The following is a 19,925-nucleotide window of genomic DNA, read 5'->3' on the forward strand; positions in this document are numbered from 1 at the left end:
AACTGGTGCTGGATATTATTGACGAATCTGTCCATTGCCTGTAATACGATATTTGGTTGATGTCAGTGCTGGCAGCCCCATTGGTCCACGTGCATGCAGTTTTTGGGTACTGATGCCAATCTCGGCTCCATAACCAAATTCGAACCCGTCCGTGAAACGAGTGGAGGCATTGTGATAGACTGCTGCTGCATCCACATCATGCATGAAGCGTTCTGCATGGGCTGTATCCCGGGTTACGATACACTCGGAATGTTTGGTTCCGTAATGTGCGATGTGCTGCATGGCTTCGTCCAGGTTCTCAACCACACGGATATTTAAAATATAATCGTTGTACTCGGTCGCATAGTCTTCCTCGGTTGCCTCAAGGGCGGTAGGGACAAGACGGCGCACCGTGTCGCAACCTTTCAAGACCACACTCGCCTCACGGAATTGCTCGGCAAGAGCAGGAAGATGCTCTTCCGCGTATGCGGCATGCAGCAATAAAGTCTCCATGGAGTTACACACGGATGGGCGTTGTGCCTTGGCGTTGATGGCAATTTCGGCTGCCATGACGGGATCAGCTGATTCATCCACATAGGTATGACAGATGCCTGCACCGGTCTCAATAACAGGTACGGTCGCATTGGCAACCACATTACGGATGAGGGAGGCCCCGCCGCGTGGAATGATGACATCCAGCAGTCCGTTCAACTTGAGCATTTCATCTACGGAAGCACGATCCGCATCTTCAACCAGTTGCAAAGCATCAGCAGGCATGGCTGTCGTTGCCAGTGCATGATGCAGAACCTCTACAATTTTGCGATTGGAGGACAGGGCAGAGGAGCCACCGCGCAGAAGCACTGCATTACCTGTTTTGAGACATAATCCGGCTGCGTCTACAGTGACATTGGGACGAGCTTCGTAGATGATACCGATTAGACCAATAGGCACTCTTAACTTTTCAACATGCAATCCGTTGGGGCGCGTGAATGTCTCCAATACCTCACCGACAGGATCAGGCAGACCTGCAATCTGACGTAGTCCTTCGGCAATGCCTGCGATCCGTTCCTTATTAAGTGCGAGTCGATCCAGCATCGATTCCGGCGTGCCTTGTGCTCTGCCTCGTTCGAGATCTTCAGCGTTTGCTGTGATGATTGATTCCGACTCCGTGATCAATGCATCGGCCATAACACGAAGGGCCGCATTTTTCTGATCTGTATTCAATCGGTTCAGCTGTGTAACCGTAGCCTGAGCTTTGCTGGCTTTTTCTCTCACTTCACTCATCGTAATTCCTCCTCATATATATAAAGTTAAAATTTTTACCTCATGTTGGACTAAAGATTATCCACACAGACACTACGATGACAGAATAACCTTCCAATCGCTGTTACCCCCAGATTTTTTTGATTCCCTTTTCTAAAGGGAAAATCCGGGGATAAAGGCGAACGCTCCGCTTTTTCAGGTTTTTTCTGTCCTCTCCGTTACGTGTAAATGATTAGTTTAACTTAATATAGCTTCATGTTTATTTTAACGTAATCCACTCGTCTCTATGAATAACTTCAAGTCTGTGGATACTGGCAAGCTGTTTCATCACTTCGCCACTGGGAAGTCCGGCAATGAGTCGAAGTTGGTCATCATCATAATTGACAATACCGCGACCAAGCAAGGTTTCATCCATTCCAATGACCTCTACGACGTCTCCGGCGTGGAATGTTCCCAGCACCTTTTTGACCCCTACAGGCAGCAGACTATGCCCACCATGCACAAGAGCCTCTTCGGCCCCAGCATCCACAACAATTGTACCGAGCGGAGTGGACATGAAGCCAAGCCATTGCTTTTTACGGGATAACGAAGCGAGTCGTGTCTCAAAATAGGTTCCTTTGCCCGTTCCGTCCACGGCCTGTTGCATATCTCCAGGTTCTTTCACACTTCCTACAAATACAGGGACACCACCACGGGTTGCTACCTTGGCTGCATCAACTTTGGATCGCATCCCGCCTGTACCAACCGATGATCCTGAACCGCCGGCAAACGCATAAATCTCAGCCGTTATTTCAGGGATGCGGTCGTAACGAATGGCTGATGGATCTTTACGTGGATCGGCGGTGTACAGCCCGTTGGTATCCGTTAGAATGATCAGATGTTGTGCTTTTACCAGGTTCGCCACCAACGCGGACAATAGATCGTTATCACCAAACTTCAATTCGTCTACGGATACCGTATCATTTTCATTGAATATCGGAATCACTCGCTGTTTGAGCAGCTCTTCTACGGTCATTCCCGCATTACCCATACGTTTACGACTGTGAAAGTCTGTGCGGGTTAACAGAATTTGTGCCGTAGTAACGCGGTGCGCTGCAAAAGCCTGTTGATATGCCTGCATCAGCAATGCTTGCCCAACGGCTGCTGCAGCTTGTTTCTCATGCAACAGTTTGGGCCGCTGAGGGTAACCGATCTCCCGGAAACCTGCCGCCACTGCTCCAGAGGTAACCAAGAGCACCTCATGACCCTGGTCAGCCAAGGCTGCAATTTCTCCGGCAAAAAAGGTGATCGAACTGCGATCCAGACCGCCTTCTTCCGTGGTAAGCGAGCTGCTTCCAATCTTAACTACAATACGTGAAGTCATGATTTCACTTCCTTAAACATGATTAATAAGTGATTTTGTGTGAGGCTTAAGCGGGTACAAAAAAAACTCCCGCCCTTTAGTTAAAAAGGACGAAAGTTCGTTACTTCCGCGGTACCACCTTTATTGATGATTAAATCATCCGGCTTCATGCCCTGTAACAGAAGGCACTGTCCTGTACGTAACAGGCCGCTCAGGGGTAGGTTTCAGAGAAGAGCCGCGGTAAATTCTTTCAGCAGGGTGGAATTTACTCTCTGGGCACGACTGATATTCTCTTACTGGTCCCGTCATCACGTTTCGTTCAATATTTCTTATAACATACCATGGAAACTTGGCATATGCAAAGGGGTTATCGTCCTGTAAATTACTTGAATAAGTTCAGCTTGCCAATCCGTTCCACAGCTTCGCGTAATCGGTTTTCATCACTGAGCAGTCCTACGCGGACATAGCCTTCACCATGTGAACCAAAACCGACACCTGGGGCGACTGCCACCTTGGCTTCCTGCAGTAACAAGTCTGCAAATGAAGCAGAGGTATAACCTGCAGGTACAGGTAACCAGCTGAAGAATGAACCTGCCGGTTTCGAAGCTTGCCAGCCAATCGAAGAAAGAGCGTCATAGAACGCATTACGACGGGATTCGTAACGTGAAACCAGCGAAGTGACACATTCCTGAGATCCAGTAAGTGCTTCCGTTGCCGCAGCTTGTATCCCACCGAAAAGACTGACATAGATATGATCCTGCAGCAGATTGATTTTAGAGACGATCTCCGCATTACCCAGCGCGAATCCAACGCGCCATCCAGCCATATTGTACGTTTTGGATAACGTATAGAACTCAATGCCCACTTCTTTGGCACCAGGGGCTTGTAAGAAACTTACTGGACGATGTCCGTCAAATCCAATCGCACCGTAAGCAAAGTCGCTTGCAACGACGATTTGATTTTGAATGGCGAATTTAACCGTATCTTCGTAGAACGACAGTGGAGCCGTTGCCGACGTTGGATTGTTGGGATAGTTGAGGAACATCAGCTTGGCCTTCTCCCGATCTTCGGCTGTAACTGCTTCATAATCCGGCAGGAATGCATTGGACTCCAGCAAAGGCATATATGACATGTGTGCTTTCGCGAGTGCAACACCAGACCAGTAATCCGGATAGCCTGGATCGGGAACGAGAACAGTGTCACCGGGGTTAAGCAGAACCTGAGGTAACTGAACCAGTCCTGTTTTGCCTCCGAACAGAATGGCTACTTCAGTCTCGGGGTCCAGATCAACATTGTAATCTTCCTTATAACGTTTGGTGACCGCTTCCTTCAGGAAAGAGTACCCTCTAAAAGGGGAGTATTTGTGGTAGAGGGGATTGTCAGCCGACTCTTGCAGTGATTTCACAATATGGGGCGGTGTAGGTGTATCCGGGTTCCCCTGACCCAGATTAATCACATCATGTCCACTTGCGATTTCACGATTTACATTTTGAACAAGGGTAGCAAAAAATTGCGTTGGCAGCTGTGTCATTACATCAGAAGTCGGTATCGTAAATGCTGAACGAGCAGTTATATGATCTGAATGGGTCATTAGCTTCATCACTCCGGTTATTAAAAATGGCAAATAGTTCTCATTAATTTATCACGCCAATCCCGAGCTGTATAGAGGGAAATACACTTAATTATGCAGTACATAGGTGCCAAGAGCGGGAGATTGTACAAAATTGAAAGTGCTCATTTCGTTTTGTCCATTGAGCTGAGAGGAGCCATGTTTTATGATAATATCCGATAATGATAATCAATATCATTAAATTATATTGCACTATGCACATGATACAGGGGGAGAAACAGCAATGAAAAAGGGCATACGAAATACGGCAGTATTATTTACGATTACGTGGTTATCCGTGTTGATGCTGGCTTGTGGAAATCAGGCTGCAACACCTGCTGCTGGCGCAGAGGATTCCAAAGCAGCCACAGAAACTCAGGCTGAAGGAAAGGCAACCAATCAGGAACAAACTGCAACGGAAGAGACAACGAATGAGGGTGAGACCCGGGTATTCAAAGATTGGACTGGCCATGAGGTTGAGGTTCCTGTAAATCCGAAGCGAGTCATCTATCATGGAGAAGTTACCGGGGACCTGCTCGCGCTAGGTGTTGTACCAGTAGGCATACTGCATCAGGAGGGAACCGTATACGATGATCAGGTTGCTCAGGCAGAAGATGTAGGATTTCCGATTAGTGTGGAAAAGGCGTTAGCCTTGAATCCCGATTTGATCATCTTCTCCAACAGTGATGAGGCGCAATATGATCAGATTGCGAAAGTTGCACCCACGGTTACTTTTGACTCATTCGGGTCAATAGAAGATCGGTTGCGTATCCTTGGCGACTTGTTGAACAAGAAGCAAGAAGCGGAGGATTGGATTACGAAGCATCAACAAGCAACAGATGCGATGTGGAAGCAACTGCATGAGAACGGCTTGAAAGAAGGGGAGACGGCTTCGGTATTCACCATGTATCCCGGGAATCGTCTGTTTGTCATGGCAGGTGCAGGATTGCCACAGTTGTTATATGGTAAGGACGGACTGAAGCCAACCGCGGAAATTCAGAAAGTATTGGATCAAGACATGGGATTCGTAGAGATTTCGACCGAAAAATTATCTGAAATTGCCGGTGATCGGATATTTATTCTGGACCCTGTGACCGATGATGCCAAGCAATCCACCAAGGAATTGCTGGATAGTTCAATCTGGAAGAACCTGCCTGCGGTGAAGGAAGGAAAAGTATATCGTTTTGATATCGTAAAAGCTTCAAGTGATGCCCTTTCCAGGGAGTGGCTGTTACAAGAGCTGCCTAAACAGATGATCCAATAATTGGTGATGAGCCAGTAAGGCACCAGTAATACCTTTAAGTATGTTGATTAAAAAGTAAAAGGAGCCTTCAACTTTTCGTTGAGCGCTCTTTTTTGCTGATTAAAGTCATAGCTGGATTATTAACCATCACTCGCTTATAATCAGACCATACAGAACAATTGATAATCATTCTCATTTTAGAAAGACGAGGTGAACCGACATGCAGGCGCTGGATGCCGATGGGGGAGCGTTGTTCTTTTCAGCATTCATGTTTCGGCTGGATCATCTGGTACGACGAATTGAGCCACCTGAACAGGTGATGCTAGAAGTTGATTGCGAGAAACATGCGTTCCTGATCTGCGAAGAAGGAGAGGGACGTTTATATATTGGAGATGAACAGTATCCGTTTACTACGGGATTTGTTTATCCACTTTCTCCGGGAGAAGGCTACCAGATTGAACATCGCAAGGATTCGGAATTGAAATATATCGTGATGAGCTTTGATGTTATTCATGTGTTGACGAGCGATCCAGAGCTCTATACCCGCCCTGTATTTGCACACAGAAACCAATTGAATGGCTATCCATATGCTCCGTTAAATGGGCTATTGGAACAGATGTATGTCATTCGGAACTATAAAACAGACGCCGAGTACAGTCATCTGAATGCACAGTTCCAAAAATGGATGGAGATAATTATTACCCGGTACACTTCTCCAAAGAAGGAGCAGAGTATGGAAGCAAGGCTACGCAGTACAATTCAGTATGTGGACGACCATTATACTGAAGAAATCACTGTACAGAAACTGGCCCGTCTTGCAGAGATCAGACCTGTGCAGTACACGATTCTATTCAGACAACTTACAGGTCACAAGCCACTTGATTATGTAAACCACGTACGCATTAAACATGCCAAGGAATGGCTCCGCAAATCGGATGAGCCTCTTCGGGATATCGCAAGCCGCGTGGGGTTTAAGGATGAGTATTATTTCAGCAGGCGTTTTCGCCAAATGACTGGATTATCTCCTCGTCAATATGACAGATCTATTCAGCAGCAGACGTTGGTACAGGACTGGATGGGTCATGAAGTGAATATTCCTGTAAATCCGGAGCGAATTATGTATTACGGAGATTCCGCGGGAGATCTGCTGATGCTGGGTATTCCGGTGCTGGGAGATCAGACTTATGACGCGGTTGCTCCGGTTAAAGTGGAAGCAGCTGTTGTCATGAAGCCGGATCTGATAATTGTTGATAGTAACAATGAACAGCAGTATGAACAACTTTCCCACATTGCACCAACACTCGCTTACAATTCACACGCCATGTTGGACGAGCGAATGCGCGGTTTAGGCAACTGGTTTGGCAAACAACCTCAGGCTGAACAGTGGCTAACCTCCTATGCGGAGCGTACTGAGCAGATGTGGGTGAAGATCCATACAGCGATTGAAGAAGGGGAAACAGCATCCGTATTTACATTCCATCGAGGTGCACGATTATTTGTTATGGGCAATATCGGGCTGGCGCCATTGTTATACCATCCAATGGGGTTCAGGCCGGTTACCAAAGTGAAGGAAGCACTTGCGGCAGGCAGGGCCTATAAGGAAATTTCAGCAGAAGCGGTACGACAGTATGCGGGGGATCATGTATTTGTTATGCTGCCTGAGGAAGTCGTGGCAAGAAAGGCTACCGAGATGCTGATGAAAAGTTCCAGTTGGCAAGCCCTTCCGGCTGTGCAGAATAGACGGGTGTATACTGTGGAGGAGTCGATCTGGAACATGGGTGATGCGCTTACAAGCGATCGATTGTTGACCCTGCTGCCTGAGTTATTGTGTGCAAGTTCATAACAAAAACAGGCTTGCAGTCTTCAAGAGGATCAAGCTATGATAGCAGGTATTACGGTTCAGAGGAGTGCTTGTCATGACAGAACAACAACAGGGAGAAATGCGTGTAGCTCTGATTCAGGGGGATATCCAGCTCGGAGACCCTGAGGCTAATCATAAACATATGCAGTCGTTGCTTGAACGTGCGGTAGAACAATATCCGGACCTGGGGCTGGCTGTGCTACCTGAAATGTGGAATACCGGATACGCGTTGACGCAAATTCATGAACTCGCTGACCCGGAAGGCCAGAAATCTCGGGAATGGCTGTCCGCTTTTGCTCAAAAACATCAAATTTCCATCGTTGGCGGTTCCATTGCCGAGAAACGGGATGGTCAAATATACAATACAATGTACGCGTATGATCGTGAAGGAAAACAGGTAACGCGATACGATAAATTACATTTGTTCCGTCTGATGGACGAGGAGAAATATTTAGAGCCTGGTGCGGAACCTGAAATTTTTGAATTGCAAAATGGTCTTACAGCGGGTGCTTCGATCTGTTACGACATCCGGTTTCCGGAGCTTGCTCGGACCCTTGCTTTAAATGGTGCCAAGGCATTGATTGTACCGGCCGAATGGCCGAATCCTCGTCTGCACCACTGGCGTACATTGCTTACGGCAAGAGCGATTGAGAATCAGATGTATGTGATCGCCTGTAACCGTGTGGGAAAAGGGGGGGACACCGAGTTTTTCGGACATTCCCTCATCATTGATCCATGGGGTGAGATTGTGGCTGAAGGTGGCGAAGGGGAAGAGATCGTGACCGGAATCATTCGCCCTTCCCTGGTAGATGAGGTTCGCGGACGTATTCCCGTGTTTGAAGACCGTCGACCTGGCGTTTATTTTGGTGATAAATAAAAAAATGAAATAAATTCTGCAGAAAAAGTGTTTATTCTTCCAGCGTGCGGGTAATGATAACTATCCCGTTACCAAGGAGATGATCAATCAATGGACAACCATGTGAAAGATACGCTCAGGAGACTGGAACAGGATAACACAAGGGAAGATCACTTAAGGGCATTCTTAGAGAATGGAGCAGGAGGGCTATCACCGCCTGATTCAACTGTTCAGGACGAAGGCCGTGTAATGAATCAGCAAAACAGGCTGACAAGCGATCGTAATTTGCGAAAATAAACCGTTAGACATGAAGTTTTCTTATGTACGTTTCTACATTAACATTATAAATTAGCAATAAAACTAAACAACTTAACAAGCAACATTGTACTCTAACCAGTTACTGTGATTGCGTTGTAAGAACTCTATCCTGCTTATGCGGGAAACGAGTATATGACAAAGGCTTGGCCCATTAGGGTCAAGCCTTTGTTTTGGTCTGTGTTATATGTCCCCATACCCCTAGGAGAAATTCCTTAGTCTCCCTTGGACAATTCGGCCACCGTTTGTTGAAACGTATGGATGAATGCTTCGGCTGCCTTCGACAGTACTCTGCCTTGCCGGTAAGCCACAACAAGTGTTCTGCTGGGCGTTGGCTCAGCAAGTGGCACATACACGGGTACGAATTCACTGCGCGGCGCACGGGCAATAAAGCGTGGAACCAGTGTAATCCCCATCCCTGTGGCGACCAGTGACTGAACGGTTTCAATATTTGTGCTCTCGAACACAACCTGGGGATCAAAACCGGCCTGCTCACAGAGATCAAATGTAAGTTTGCGGAAACCTTGTCCTTTTTTCAATACAACAAATGGCTCATCCCGAAGCTCTTCAATGCGCACAGGAAGCGGATTATCCGGATCTGCCCTGCGTGCCAGAGGGTGATTCGGGGGAACCGCTAGATCAATCCGTTCTTCGCCAATAGTTACATAAGACAAGCTTGGTTCTTGTAAAGGAAGTGATAAGAGGCTAAGATCAGCTTTGCCGCTTGCTGTCAATTTCTCAAGCGTAAGTCCGGAGTCTTCCAACAAGGTGACTTCAATCTCGGGGTACGCTTGTTGGAATGCAGGAAGCACGTGTGGGAGCAGGTGTGAGCCGGTGATCGGCATGCTGCCCACAACGACTTTACCTTTGCGAAGCTGGGAGATGTCTGACATTTCCTGACGTAATAACTCCATAGCATCTACGATCTTCTGGGCTTGCTCCACAAACGTAACACCTGCATGGGTTAACTCTACGGTACTCGTATTACGCTGAAACAGCAGTACTCCCAATTCTTTTTCTAATTTGGATAATTGCTGGCTTAATGAAGGTTGAGCAATATGCAGTTTTTCTGCTGCCCTGGAGAAATTGCGTTCGGCCGCAATTTGCAGCGTATATTGAAGTTGTCTGAATTCCATCGTCATTGGTCATTCCTTTCGTTATGCCACCATTATATCACTACAGATAAAGAAATCATTCTTATTACCGGAACTACTGGTAAACTCAATTATTAAGAGGCGGCTTCTTTATTTTGTATAAAAACATTGACAGCGACGAAGCGGGAACGTACTATAAGACTTACATGATAATGATAATTGTTATCAATTGAAACCTCTGCGATGAGCAGTGGTTTATTTGCCTTTCTTTTATTATAGGTTAAACCTATTACATCTATAGATATTATATCTTGGAACAATGAAGGACGGGGTGATATATTTATGTCATTCAAGAGCTTCACTTTTTAAAGAAAAACAGAGGCTCTTCCAAGGACCGAACTTATGATGAGGTGAAAATGATGAGTAAAAAAACGATGTTTGAGAAAATTTGGGAAAATCACGTAATTCATCAAGAAGAAGGCAAACCAAGCATTCTGTATATCGATCTGCATCTGGTGCACGAAGTAACTTCTCCGCAGGCATTTGAAGGACTTCGTCTGAGTGGACGTAAAGTTCGTCGCCCTGAGCTGACATTTGCAACAATGGACCACAACGTTCCAACCAAAGACCGCTTCAACATTACAGATCCAATCTCCAAACAACAAATTGATACCCTTTCGCAAAACTGTCGTGATTTCGGCGTGAAGTTGTATGATCTGGACACGGTTGATCAAGGCGTTGTGCACGTTATGGGACCTGAACTTGGTCTGACTCACCCAGGTAAAACGATTGTATGTGGTGACAGTCATACGTCCACACACGGTGCGTTTGGCGCACTGGCATTCGGAATCGGAACAAGTGAAGTTGAACACGTTATGGCAACGCAATGTTTGCAACAAGCGAAAGCCAAAACGATGGAAGTTCGTTTTGTCGGCAAACGTAACCCGGGTGTAACCGCGAAGGATATGATCCTCGCAGTCATCGCCAAATACGGTACAGACTTTGCAACAGGTTATGTTATTGAGTACACGGGTGAATCCATCCGTGAATTGAGCATGGAAGAGCGTATGACGGTCTGCAACATGTCCATTGAAGGTGGAGCAAGAGCAGGATTGATCGCTCCGGATGAAACAACATTTGAATATCTGCGTGGACGTGAATACGTACCAGCGGGTGCGAAGTTCGATGAAGCTGTAGAAGGTTGGAAACAGCTTGTAACCGATGAAGGCGCGGAGTTCGACCATGTGGTTGAAATCGATGTCGAAACATTGATTCCACAAGTAACTTGGGGAACAAGCCCTGGCATGGGAACCGACATTTCTTCGAAAGTTCCTGTTCCGGCTGAATTGCCTACAGAAAACGAACGTAAAGCGGCTGAAAAAGCGCTTGAATATATGGGACTTGAGCCGGGAACACCAATTGCCGAGATTCCAATTGATTATGTATTTATCGGTTCTTGCACCAATGGTCGGATCGAAGATCTGCGTGCAGCTGCAAAAGTGGCTAAAGGTCACACGGTATCCAGTCAGGTTACAGCAATTGTTGTACCAGGTTCAGGACGAGTTAAAATCCAAGCAGAACAAGAAGGTTTGGATAAAATCTTTACGGAAGCCGGATTTGAATGGCGTGATGCGGGATGCAGCATGTGTCTGGCGATGAACCCGGATGTATTGAAGCCAGGACAACGTTGTGCTTCGACGTCCAACCGTAACTTTGAAGGACGTCAAGGACGCGGAGGACGTACACATCTGGTATCTCCGGCAATGGCAGCAGCAGCAGCGGTTAAGGGTCACTTTGTGGACGTACGGGATTGGAATTTCAAAACGGAAGCAGCGATCTAATCTATAACAGACAGAAGGGAGAACGTTTAATATGGAAGAATTCAAAACATTACAAGGCATCGTTGCACCGGTAGACCGGGTCAATGTAGATACAGACGCAATCATTCCGAAACAGTTCCTGAAACGGATTGAACGTACGGGATTTGGACAATTTTTGTTCTACGAATGGCGTTTTGATGAAGAGGGTAACAATAATGCCTCCTTCGAAATGAACAAACCTCGTTATGAAGGAGCATCCATCCTGATCTCACGTGCCAACTTTGGCTGTGGATCTTCCCGTGAGCATGCGCCATGGGCAATTATGGACTATGGATTCCGTTGTGTCATCGCTCCATCTTTTGCAGATATCTTCTATAATAACTGCTTTAAGAACGGGATCTTGCCAATCAAGTTGTCAGAAGAGCAAGTGGAAGACTTGTTCCAACGTACAGCGACACATGAAGGCTATGAGATGAATGTAAATCTGGAAAACAAAACGATTACCGATGCATACGGACTGCATATCGATTTTGATCTGGATGAGCATCGTCGTCAATTCCTTTTGCAAGGACTGGACGATATTGGTCTCACTCTTCAACATGATGACGAAATCGCTGCGTATGAGCAACGCCATGCGGCTAAACTATTCGGTTAATCGCTAGATTAGCGTACAGCAGAAAGCTTCTGTCTCGCCAAAGGAACCTTATTTCCTATGGATGAGATAGAAGCTTTTTTTATAATTTCAGAAGCTAAAATATCTTAATGAATCATCTATACATAGAACTCCCGATCTTTCTCGATTGAATACTTCAACATGTAATATCTTCAATATATGACATCATTGATACGGAATCGATGTACATTCATGTAAAAGAGAGGATGTTTTTGAATGTGAGCTGCTTTTTTTATCTTATTTCCGACTGAATATGACAACGTTGTAACCGGATGAAGGGACAATATCTGATAAACTGATTAGTAGATTATGGAAGGTTACATAGCGCCATTGATGTTACGCTGCAGAGAATCTGGTCGGATGTTCAAAAGACAAAAAGAATGGTGGATGAGGTATGAAAAAATGGTCCGCAGCAATCGTTTTTCTTCTGTTCCTATGTTTATTTCCAGTCATGGCCCATGCAGACACCACTCCCTCGATTGTACTCGACGGTGTAACCATTAACCAGCAGACAGGAGCACCTGCCGAAAATATCGGAAAGACGGTCATGGTTCCGATTCGAATTGTATCGGAGAATCTGGGTTATAAGGTGAAGTGGGAGAAGGCAACTCAGTCAGTCCAGGTTCAAAAAGGAAACAGCACAATTCAAATGACGGCTGGCAAAGATGCAGCTACAGTGAATGGAAACGTGGTGAATCTGGATTCGCCTCCACTGATCAAACAGGGAACGACGCTTGTTCCGTTACGCTTTGTCGGGGAAGGCATGGGTCTGCGTGTTGGTTGGGACAATGGAACCAAGACAGTAAGCCTATTTAGTATTCCTCCCGTAGTCGGAACGGAAGGTGACAGTGACCCCGTCGAGGCTCCTGTCCCGGATGGTCTGACAGAGCTTCAAGGGATCACCTTCAGCGGAGATCGGTTGATTGTAGCAACAAACGGGAATATCACTCCCAGAGTATCCAGTATAGGCGGGCCAGACCGTATTATAGTTGATCTGCCTTCAGCCACATTTTCTCAGGAATTCATTCAGGGACAAGCCTCTAACGCGGATGGCAGTGGACAGTTTCTCGTTACGGATTCATCATTCGTTTCCAAAGTCCGGTATGCCATGTTTAGTAAATCGCCTTCCACCGTGCGTGTCGTTCTGGATCTGAGTCAGTCGGCTACTGCCAAATGGTCTATTGGAGATAACAATGTCTTGCTTGTTGACCTGACAGCTACAAGTGGAGAACCCACAAGCCAACCGGCATTACCTACGAATGATGGCAAAACCATTGTGGTCATTGATCCCGGACATGGTGGTCGTCAATCCGGTGCAGTAAGTTTGTCTGGAGCTTATGAGAAGGATTTCAATCTGGCTGTAGGGCTGAAGGTACAGGCTATTCTTCAAAAGTACTCAAATATCCAAACGGTCATTACACGCCAGGATGACACAGAGCTTTCACTCAAACAGCGAGTGGATATTGCTGAATTGAATCAGGCAGATGTTTTTGTGTCCATTCATGGAAACAAATTCACCACACCCGTGCCAAACGGGATTGAAACGCTATATAGTCGCAAAGAAAGCAAGACTTTGGCTGATACTCTTCACAAATATGTGTTGCCGGTAACCGGACTCAAGGATCGTGGGGTTAAAACGGCTAGTCTACATGTGACCCGTGAAACAACCATGCCTGCTGTGTTGCTTGAATTAGGTTTTTTAAGTAATTCTTCAGATGAAGCAGTCATGCTCACAGAAGAATACCAGGAGAAATGTGCTCAGGCGATTGTGGACGGAATTGTTGAATTTTTGGGACTCTAAAATGAATTGTGCGTAATTATGCAGGTTAGGCTAGTACGTTGTTTAGAGATGTATATTTGATAAATAAGGAAAAAATAAGACATTGAAATGTAAAAAAAGCTTGATCTGACAACGTTTTTTTTCTGTTATGTTGGAATATATTCGCAACTTTTGAGAGCGAGGGGCGTCTAATAGGTGTCTGGTAATGCCCAAACGGTCAGTCGGAGTTGGAAAATGACAACATGCGGCAAAAAAATATGAGAATGGTAGGGGTGAAGGATGAAGAAGTTCGGTTTTTTGGTACTGTTATTTGTCTTTGGGCTCGTATTCCCGGGCTATAGTCACGCAGCAACAGACACGAAAATTATCCTAGACGGAAAAGAAATCGTACAGCCATCGGATGCAAAAGCGGAAATTATCAACAGCAAGGTGATGGTTCCGATCCGGGTTGTGTCCGAAAATCTTGGATATAGCGTGGAGTGGAAGCAGCAAACGCAAACGGTGACTATCAGCAAAGACAACACTGCCATGCAGATGATTGTTGGACAGAAGACGGCAACGGTGAACGGCAGTAACGTAAACCTGGATGCCCCGCCACTCGTTAAAAATGGTACTACGCTCGTACCTCTCCGATTTATCGGTGAGGAAATGGGTCTTAAGGTGGGTTGGAACAATACCACGAAGACGGTAACATTAGTTACCCAGAATTCAGGTTCCGGAAACGGGACAACCACACCTCCGAACTCTGGCAATGAAGGCGGAGGATCGGATCAGGAAGGTCTTGTACTGGTGAACGGCATCAGCTTCAGCGACAACCGCCTCATGATAGCAACAAGCGGGAGTACGAAGCCGAACGTCTTCACGATGACAGGACCAGATCGAATCGTTATAGACTTGCCGAATACCGCATTTGCTGATTCATTCAGTGAAGGACAGGCTCTAGACAGCAACCAGAATGGACAACTCGTCGTTAGCGGCTATCCGGATGTGTCTAAGATTCGTTACTCGTTATACAGCAACAGTCCATCCACAGTTCGTTTTGTGATCGATCTGTCCAGTTCGAAAGGGTACAGTGTGCAAAATGATTCCGGACTGATCATGATTAATCTCGACAATCAAAGTGGTACACCTGCTCCTCCCGTTGGGAATAATGGCAAAAAAGTTGTCGTTATCGATGCAGGTCACGGAGATCAGGATCCAGGGGCAATTGGTGTAACGGGGAAACGTGAAAAAGACTTCAATCTGGCAATGGCTCTGAAAGTGGAAGCCTTGTTGAAAAAAGAATCCAAAATTGACGTTGTGTTAACGCGCAGCGATGATACATTTTTGGCATTAAAAGAACGTGTGAAGATTGCACAAGACATAAAAGCGGACATCTTCATCTCCATTCATGCTAACAGTGGCCCTGCTGCTGCGAACGGTGTAGAGACATTCTATACACGCTCCAACAGCAAAGCACTTGCTACAGTGATGCACAAGTATCTCTTACAGTCTTCCGGACTGAAAGATCGCGGAGTGAAAACGGCAAGTCTCCATGTTACCCGTGAAACGACAATGCCAGCAGTTCTGCTGGAAGGTGGATTCCTTAGCAATAAGAGCGACGAAGCAGCCCTCTTCACGGAAAGTTTCCAGAACAGTGTTGCCAAAGGGATTGTTGCAGGAATCAAGGAGTATCTGGGAATTAAATAAGGGACAAGCCCTTATGTTGAGGAGGCGGAGTTAGAATGAACAAGAAAATATGGATTGCAGCCTTGCTGGTAACGGTTATGGCAGTTGCTGCTGGATGTGGAAGCAAGCCAACAGCTGCTCCGAATCAGACGCAAGGCGCGGGAACGGAAAACAATGTGACCGAGGTTGAAGGCGAAACAATTACCGAACCGGTAACTGCTGAACCAGAAGAGAACACAACACCAACAGAATCCACGGAAGGCAGTTCGGAGGGAACGACTACAACTACTCCGCCAAGCGAAACGTCTACGGACACGCCAACAACTTCCGAAAGTAATGAAAAGAAAACGATCACTGTATTCTATACGGATGAAGAAGAACTGGAGTTGCACAAAGCTTCGGCAGAGATTTCATACGCATCGGATGATGCCAAATATAAGGCTGCTTTTGAATCACTGCAACAGAGCAAAGACAATAAACTTGTTCCACTGTGGTCTAAAGAAATTGAATTGAAATCTGTTCAGTTCAAGGATGGAGCTCTTACCCTGGATATTCATATGCCAGATACGGCACGTCTTGGAGCAGGCGGAGAAGTCTTTGCGATGGATGCTCTGAAACAAACGTTCTTTCAGTTTGATGAAGTAAAATCACTTGATTTACTGGTGGATGGTCAGCAGACTGAGAGTCTGATGGGCCATGTGGATCTTGAACATCCAATGACAAGATCCGAATAGGTTGTACAGCAGTTGTTGTACCGTGAATCCACGGAATATGGGTCGTTTTACATGAGAGAGGGGAATCATAGGTGACTTTTAAATATAACAATCCATCACACTCTAAAAAAGTAGTATCAGCCGTGCTTGCAGGCATGATGGCCCTTAGCGTCGGCGGAGCTGCCATGGCAGCAGAATCAACAGAAACGGGGCAGGGTCAGACAGCTGCAATAACGAATACGGCTGCACCAACTGGTTTGTTCAGTGACATCAAGGTCGGATACTGGGCTGAGAAACATGTGTACAAACTGGCATATCAAGGCATTCTTCTCGGTAACAACGGCCTGTTCCGTCCAGGAGACGCGGTAACACAGCAAGAAGCTGTAACAATGGCAATCCGTTTTATGAATCAAGAGGGCCAGTTGAGTACCGACACGGCTGCGGCATTACCGACAAACATGGAAGTGGGAAATTATTTCAAGCCATATGTCGCGCTGGCACTTCAACTGGGACTGATTGACAAGACGGAAGAATCAACTGTGGATGTATCCAAGACATCATGGGGGCAAAAGCCGGCTTCACGGGAATGGATTACGAAATTGTTAATCCGCTCATTGGACAAGGATGCTGAAGCAAAGGCACAAAACAATCAATCTACCGGATTTGCTGATAATGCAGATATCTCTGAAAGTGGTAAAGGTTATGTCAATCTGGCTGTTAGCCTGGATCTGGCCAAAGGTGTGGAAGGCAACAAATTCAATCCAACTGGTTCCGTAACCCGTGCTCAACTTGCTACCTTCTTCAGTCGTGGCGAATCGTTAACGGATACGAAGTATCCGAACACTTCCACGGGTTATGTGACTGGATTGAAAGATGGGCAGATCACGCTGGTTGTGGACGGCAAAGCCGTTAACTTCGCAGTGAACAGCAGTACGCCTTACTTTACGAAAGACAGTGAGACGCGTGCTTCATCCACAGATGTGAAACTATACACGAAAGTTATGGTTGTGGGTTCGGCTGGCGGGGCTTCCTATGTGGAAGTCGTTGATGCTACACCACAGGTGGAAAGCGTTGAAGGTACATTTGCACGTTCATTGTCTGGCAATAAGATTGGTATTTTTGTGGGCGAGAATTACGAAACGTACAGTTATGATGAAGCAACGGCATTCATCGATCAGAATGGTAATGCAATCAGACTGTCCGATATTACGGCAGATAGTGTCATCGAAGTACAGCGTGAGACGTTCTCGGCTGACAAAAAAACAGTCGCAATCCGTGTGAAATCCGGCATTGTGAACAAGAGTGACAATGGCGTAGTTGCTGAAGTATCTACTTCTGGCAAAACCATTAAACTTGTCAATGCAGCGGGTGCTACCGAGCAGTTTGCTTACAATGACAATCTGCTTATCACATATCAGAACCGTATCCTGTCAGTGGCTGATCTGAAAGCCGGCAGTGCTGTAAAATACACCGTTAAGGACAGTGTTCTGCAAACGATCGTATTAACTCAAGGTGTGGAGCAATCTGTGCGCGGAACACTGGTTGAGATCGGTGGTAACCAATCCACGTTAACGTTCAAACGTGAAGGAGGTTCACTGGAGGCGAAACTGCTGACTGAAAAGCCGGAAGTCATTATCAATGGCATTCAGGATGCAACGCTGAATGATCTCATCACGGATGCTACGAACGGGGATCAGGTGGAGCTGACATTAAACGCTGATGACCAGGTAACGCGTATTCAGGTCATTGGACGCCAAATGGAACCTATGAACGGGGTAACAGTTGTGTCTTACAATAGTAAAACAAAGGTACTTACCGTGCTGGACAACAACAAAAAACCGTTTGTATTTACATTGGATGAGAAAACAAAGCTGGATTATAATACGACCAAACCTACACTGGCTGGTCTGGAGTCACTCTTAAACGATGGTCGAAAATTGGATCTGACATATGTGGGAACACGTGCATTGTCCGTTAAAGTAATTTACAAGTATGAAGGTACAATTAGCAACATTGATACTTCTGGCAAGAAAATCAGTTTGTTGTCCGGTAATCAGACGATTACAGTGCCTTATTCTACGGTTCCTACAGTCGAGATGTATAATAAATCCGGCGCAAGTCTGGGAGATCTGAAGATTGGTGACAAAGTTACCATAACACTTGGAGCAAATCAGGATGTAGTGCAGAAGATTGCACTGAACACTGTGGCTCAATTCGAAGTGGTTGCCTTGGAAGCAAATAGTCGTATTCGAGTAAAATCAGATATGTTGACAAGTCAGTTCTACGTGGATCAAGCGGTACTGACAGGAGAGAGTGGTCAGACGATCACGCCTTCACAGCTGACAGCAGGCAACCTGATTAATGTAACATTTGAAGGAGTTACGCCAAAAGCGGTTCAAGTCGTGAAGCGTACGCTGGCTGAAGTTACAGCAGTGGATGCTTCATCCGTAACACTCAAGCAGTTTAACGGCCAGACTGAAACCGTGCCTGTTAGCGGTTCGGTTAAAGTCGTAAAATCTGGCTCTACGTTAACTTCGCTGACTAGTCTTACGGTCGGTGATCGTGTTGAAATGACAAAAGATACGGATAATTCAACACGCTTCAGAGTACTAACTGTCATGAGCAAACAATTCTGGTCTTATGATGGCGTGGGTAACCAGATTTTGGTTAAACGGGAAACGACAGCAGACACAAACTATCGTTTTGCACTCGGATCAAGTGTATTTGTTCACCAGGGTGACAATACTTTAAGCGTGCAATCTCTCAGAGATAATGATAATATTGTATTGTATCTCCTGAACAATGTGATTCTGGAGATACAAAAACAGTAATCGTTTCTTTTCGAGGATCAAAAGAATGACCGTCTTGATACGGGATCTTTCCCGCATCAAGACGTTTTTTTTGCAAGCTTTTTGAGGTCCCCGCAAAGTATTCGGATGAAGCTTCGAAGTAAGGCTCCGCAGAGTGGAGTCATTTTGTGGGAGGTAGCTCTTCATGAATGCAGCGACGGTTAGGCATATACTCGAAACGATGGAAGCAATGTTTCCTGATGCACATTGCGAATTAAATCACAGCAATGCATTTGAATTGACGGTAGCTGTCCTTTTGTCTGCCCAGTGCACCGATGAAACGGTGAACAAGGTAACCGCAGATTTGTTCCAGAAGTACAAAAGCCTAGCAGATTATCTGGCGGTTCCTCTCGAAGAGTTGGAACAGGATATTCGGCGAATCGGTTTGTATCGGAACAAGGCCAAGCATATTCAGAACATGTGCCGAATTTTAATAGAGCAGTATGGCGGTGATGTACCGCAGGAACATGATCAGCTTGTGACGCTACCAGGTGTCGGGCGGAAAACCGCGAATGTAGTTGTTTCCAATGCGTTTGGAGTACCGGCAATTGCGGTAGATACTCATGTTGAACGTGTATCCAAGCGGTTGGCACTTGCAGGTTGGGATGACTCCGTACTTGAAGTCGAAAAGAAACTAATGAAGCGCGTACCCCGGGATGAGTGGACACTAACTCACCACCGGTTTATATTTTTTGGACGCTACCATTGCAAGGCACAGAACCCTGCGTGTCATATCTGTCCATTGCTGGACATATGCAGGGAAGGGAAAAAACGTATGAAAACGTCCCAAATCAGGAAAGATAAGGAACGTGTCACCACCCGAAAACGAAAAATAAATTAATGAGCAGAAAAGGATGAAT

15 protein-coding genes and 1 other annotated feature are annotated in these 19,925 nt (G+C 46.1%); of the genes, 11 read left to right on the plus strand and 4 right to left on the minus strand.

From position 1 onward, the window contains the following. Window positions 1-15: 15 nt before the first annotated feature. From ACX9NY_RS04915 to ACX9NY_RS04925, 3 genes are all read right to left on the minus strand, one after another. Window positions 16-1,263, minus strand: a complete 1,248-nt coding sequence (locus ACX9NY_RS04915; protein WP_339235104.1) for a glutamate-5-semialdehyde dehydrogenase — start codon at window positions 1,261-1,263, stop codon at window positions 16-18. 238 nt (window positions 1,264-1,501) lie between these two features. Further along, window positions 1,502-2,605, minus strand: a complete 1,104-nt coding sequence (gene proB / locus ACX9NY_RS04920) for a glutamate 5-kinase (RefSeq protein ID WP_339235101.1) — start codon at window positions 2,603-2,605, stop codon at window positions 1,502-1,504. An 82-nt stretch (window positions 2,606-2,687) separates the two neighbouring features. Further along, window positions 2,688-2,902: a binding site (T-box leader), on the minus strand. A 64-nt stretch (window positions 2,903-2,966) separates the two neighbouring features. Beyond that, window positions 2,967-4,175: an aminotransferase class I/II-fold pyridoxal phosphate-dependent enzyme gene (locus tag ACX9NY_RS04925; RefSeq protein WP_472477329.1), complete on the minus strand. Its 1,209-nt coding sequence runs from the start codon at window positions 4,173-4,175 to the stop codon at window positions 2,967-2,969. 262 nt (window positions 4,176-4,437) lie between these two features. On the opposite strand from ACX9NY_RS04925, the gene ACX9NY_RS04930 reads away from it, so the two are divergent. From ACX9NY_RS04930 to ACX9NY_RS04945, 4 genes are all read left to right on the plus strand, one after another. Further along, window positions 4,438-5,457: an ABC transporter substrate-binding protein gene (locus ACX9NY_RS04930; protein WP_339235096.1), complete on the plus strand. Its 1,020-nt coding sequence runs from the start codon at window positions 4,438-4,440 to the stop codon at window positions 5,455-5,457. Between the two features lie 199 nt (window positions 5,458-5,656). Continuing rightward, window positions 5,657-7,279: an ABC transporter substrate-binding protein gene (locus ACX9NY_RS04935; protein WP_472477331.1), complete on the plus strand. Its 1,623-nt coding sequence runs from the start codon at window positions 5,657-5,659 to the stop codon at window positions 7,277-7,279. A 73-nt stretch (window positions 7,280-7,352) separates the two neighbouring features. Then, entirely contained in the window at window positions 7,353-8,174 is an 822-nt protein-coding gene (locus ACX9NY_RS04940) for a carbon-nitrogen family hydrolase (RefSeq protein WP_342570529.1), read from the plus strand. 90 nt (window positions 8,175-8,264) lie between these two features. Then, window positions 8,265-8,450 carry a hypothetical protein gene (locus tag ACX9NY_RS04945; RefSeq protein ID WP_017687767.1) on the plus strand — a complete coding sequence of 62 codons (186 nt, stop codon included), beginning with the start codon at window positions 8,265-8,267 and terminating at the stop codon, window positions 8,448-8,450. A gap of 233 nt (window positions 8,451-8,683) precedes the next feature. Here the strand turns inward: ACX9NY_RS04945 and ACX9NY_RS04950 are convergent, their stop codons facing one another. Further along, window positions 8,684-9,604: a LysR family transcriptional regulator gene (locus ACX9NY_RS04950; RefSeq protein WP_339235087.1), complete on the minus strand. Its 921-nt coding sequence runs from the start codon at window positions 9,602-9,604 to the stop codon at window positions 8,684-8,686. A gap of 377 nt (window positions 9,605-9,981) precedes the next feature. On the opposite strand from ACX9NY_RS04950, the gene leuC reads away from it, so the two are divergent. The 7 genes from leuC (at window position 9,982) to nth (ending at window position 19,906) form a co-directional block, all read left to right on the plus strand. Next, the gene (gene leuC / locus ACX9NY_RS04955; protein WP_472479213.1) at window positions 9,982-11,403 is read left to right on the plus strand and encodes a 3-isopropylmalate dehydratase large subunit; all 1,422 of its coding nucleotides are present in this window, start codon (window positions 9,982-9,984) and stop codon (window positions 11,401-11,403) included. Window positions 11,404-11,434: 31 nt separating this feature from the next. Further along, window positions 11,435-12,037 carry a 3-isopropylmalate dehydratase small subunit gene (gene leuD, locus ACX9NY_RS04960; RefSeq protein WP_091028995.1) on the plus strand — a complete coding sequence of 201 codons (603 nt, stop codon included), beginning with the start codon at window positions 11,435-11,437 and terminating at the stop codon, window positions 12,035-12,037. A 412-nt stretch (window positions 12,038-12,449) separates the two neighbouring features. After that, complete coding sequence (locus ACX9NY_RS04965; RefSeq protein WP_472477334.1) at window positions 12,450-13,856, plus strand: N-acetylmuramoyl-L-alanine amidase; 1,407 nt, start codon at window positions 12,450-12,452, stop codon at window positions 13,854-13,856. 258 nt (window positions 13,857-14,114) lie between these two features. Beyond that, window positions 14,115-15,524: an N-acetylmuramoyl-L-alanine amidase family protein gene (locus ACX9NY_RS04970; RefSeq protein ID WP_339235081.1), complete on the plus strand. Its 1,410-nt coding sequence runs from the start codon at window positions 14,115-14,117 to the stop codon at window positions 15,522-15,524. A 35-nt stretch (window positions 15,525-15,559) separates the two neighbouring features. Further along, window positions 15,560-16,237 (plus strand): GerMN domain-containing protein, encoded by a 678-nt coding sequence (locus tag ACX9NY_RS04975; RefSeq protein ID WP_339235079.1) that lies wholly within the window; start codon window positions 15,560-15,562, stop codon window positions 16,235-16,237. A 71-nt stretch (window positions 16,238-16,308) separates the two neighbouring features. Continuing rightward, window positions 16,309-19,047: an S-layer homology domain-containing protein gene (locus ACX9NY_RS04980; protein ID WP_339235077.1), complete on the plus strand. Its 2,739-nt coding sequence runs from the start codon at window positions 16,309-16,311 to the stop codon at window positions 19,045-19,047. A 163-nt stretch (window positions 19,048-19,210) separates the two neighbouring features. Beyond that, window positions 19,211-19,906 carry an endonuclease III gene (gene nth, locus ACX9NY_RS04985; protein ID WP_472477337.1) on the plus strand — a complete coding sequence of 232 codons (696 nt, stop codon included), beginning with the start codon at window positions 19,211-19,213 and terminating at the stop codon, window positions 19,904-19,906. The last annotated feature ends 19 nt before the right edge of the window (window positions 19,907-19,925 follow it).

The sequence above is a fragment of the Paenibacillus sp. CB74 genome, assembly GCF_055687625.1.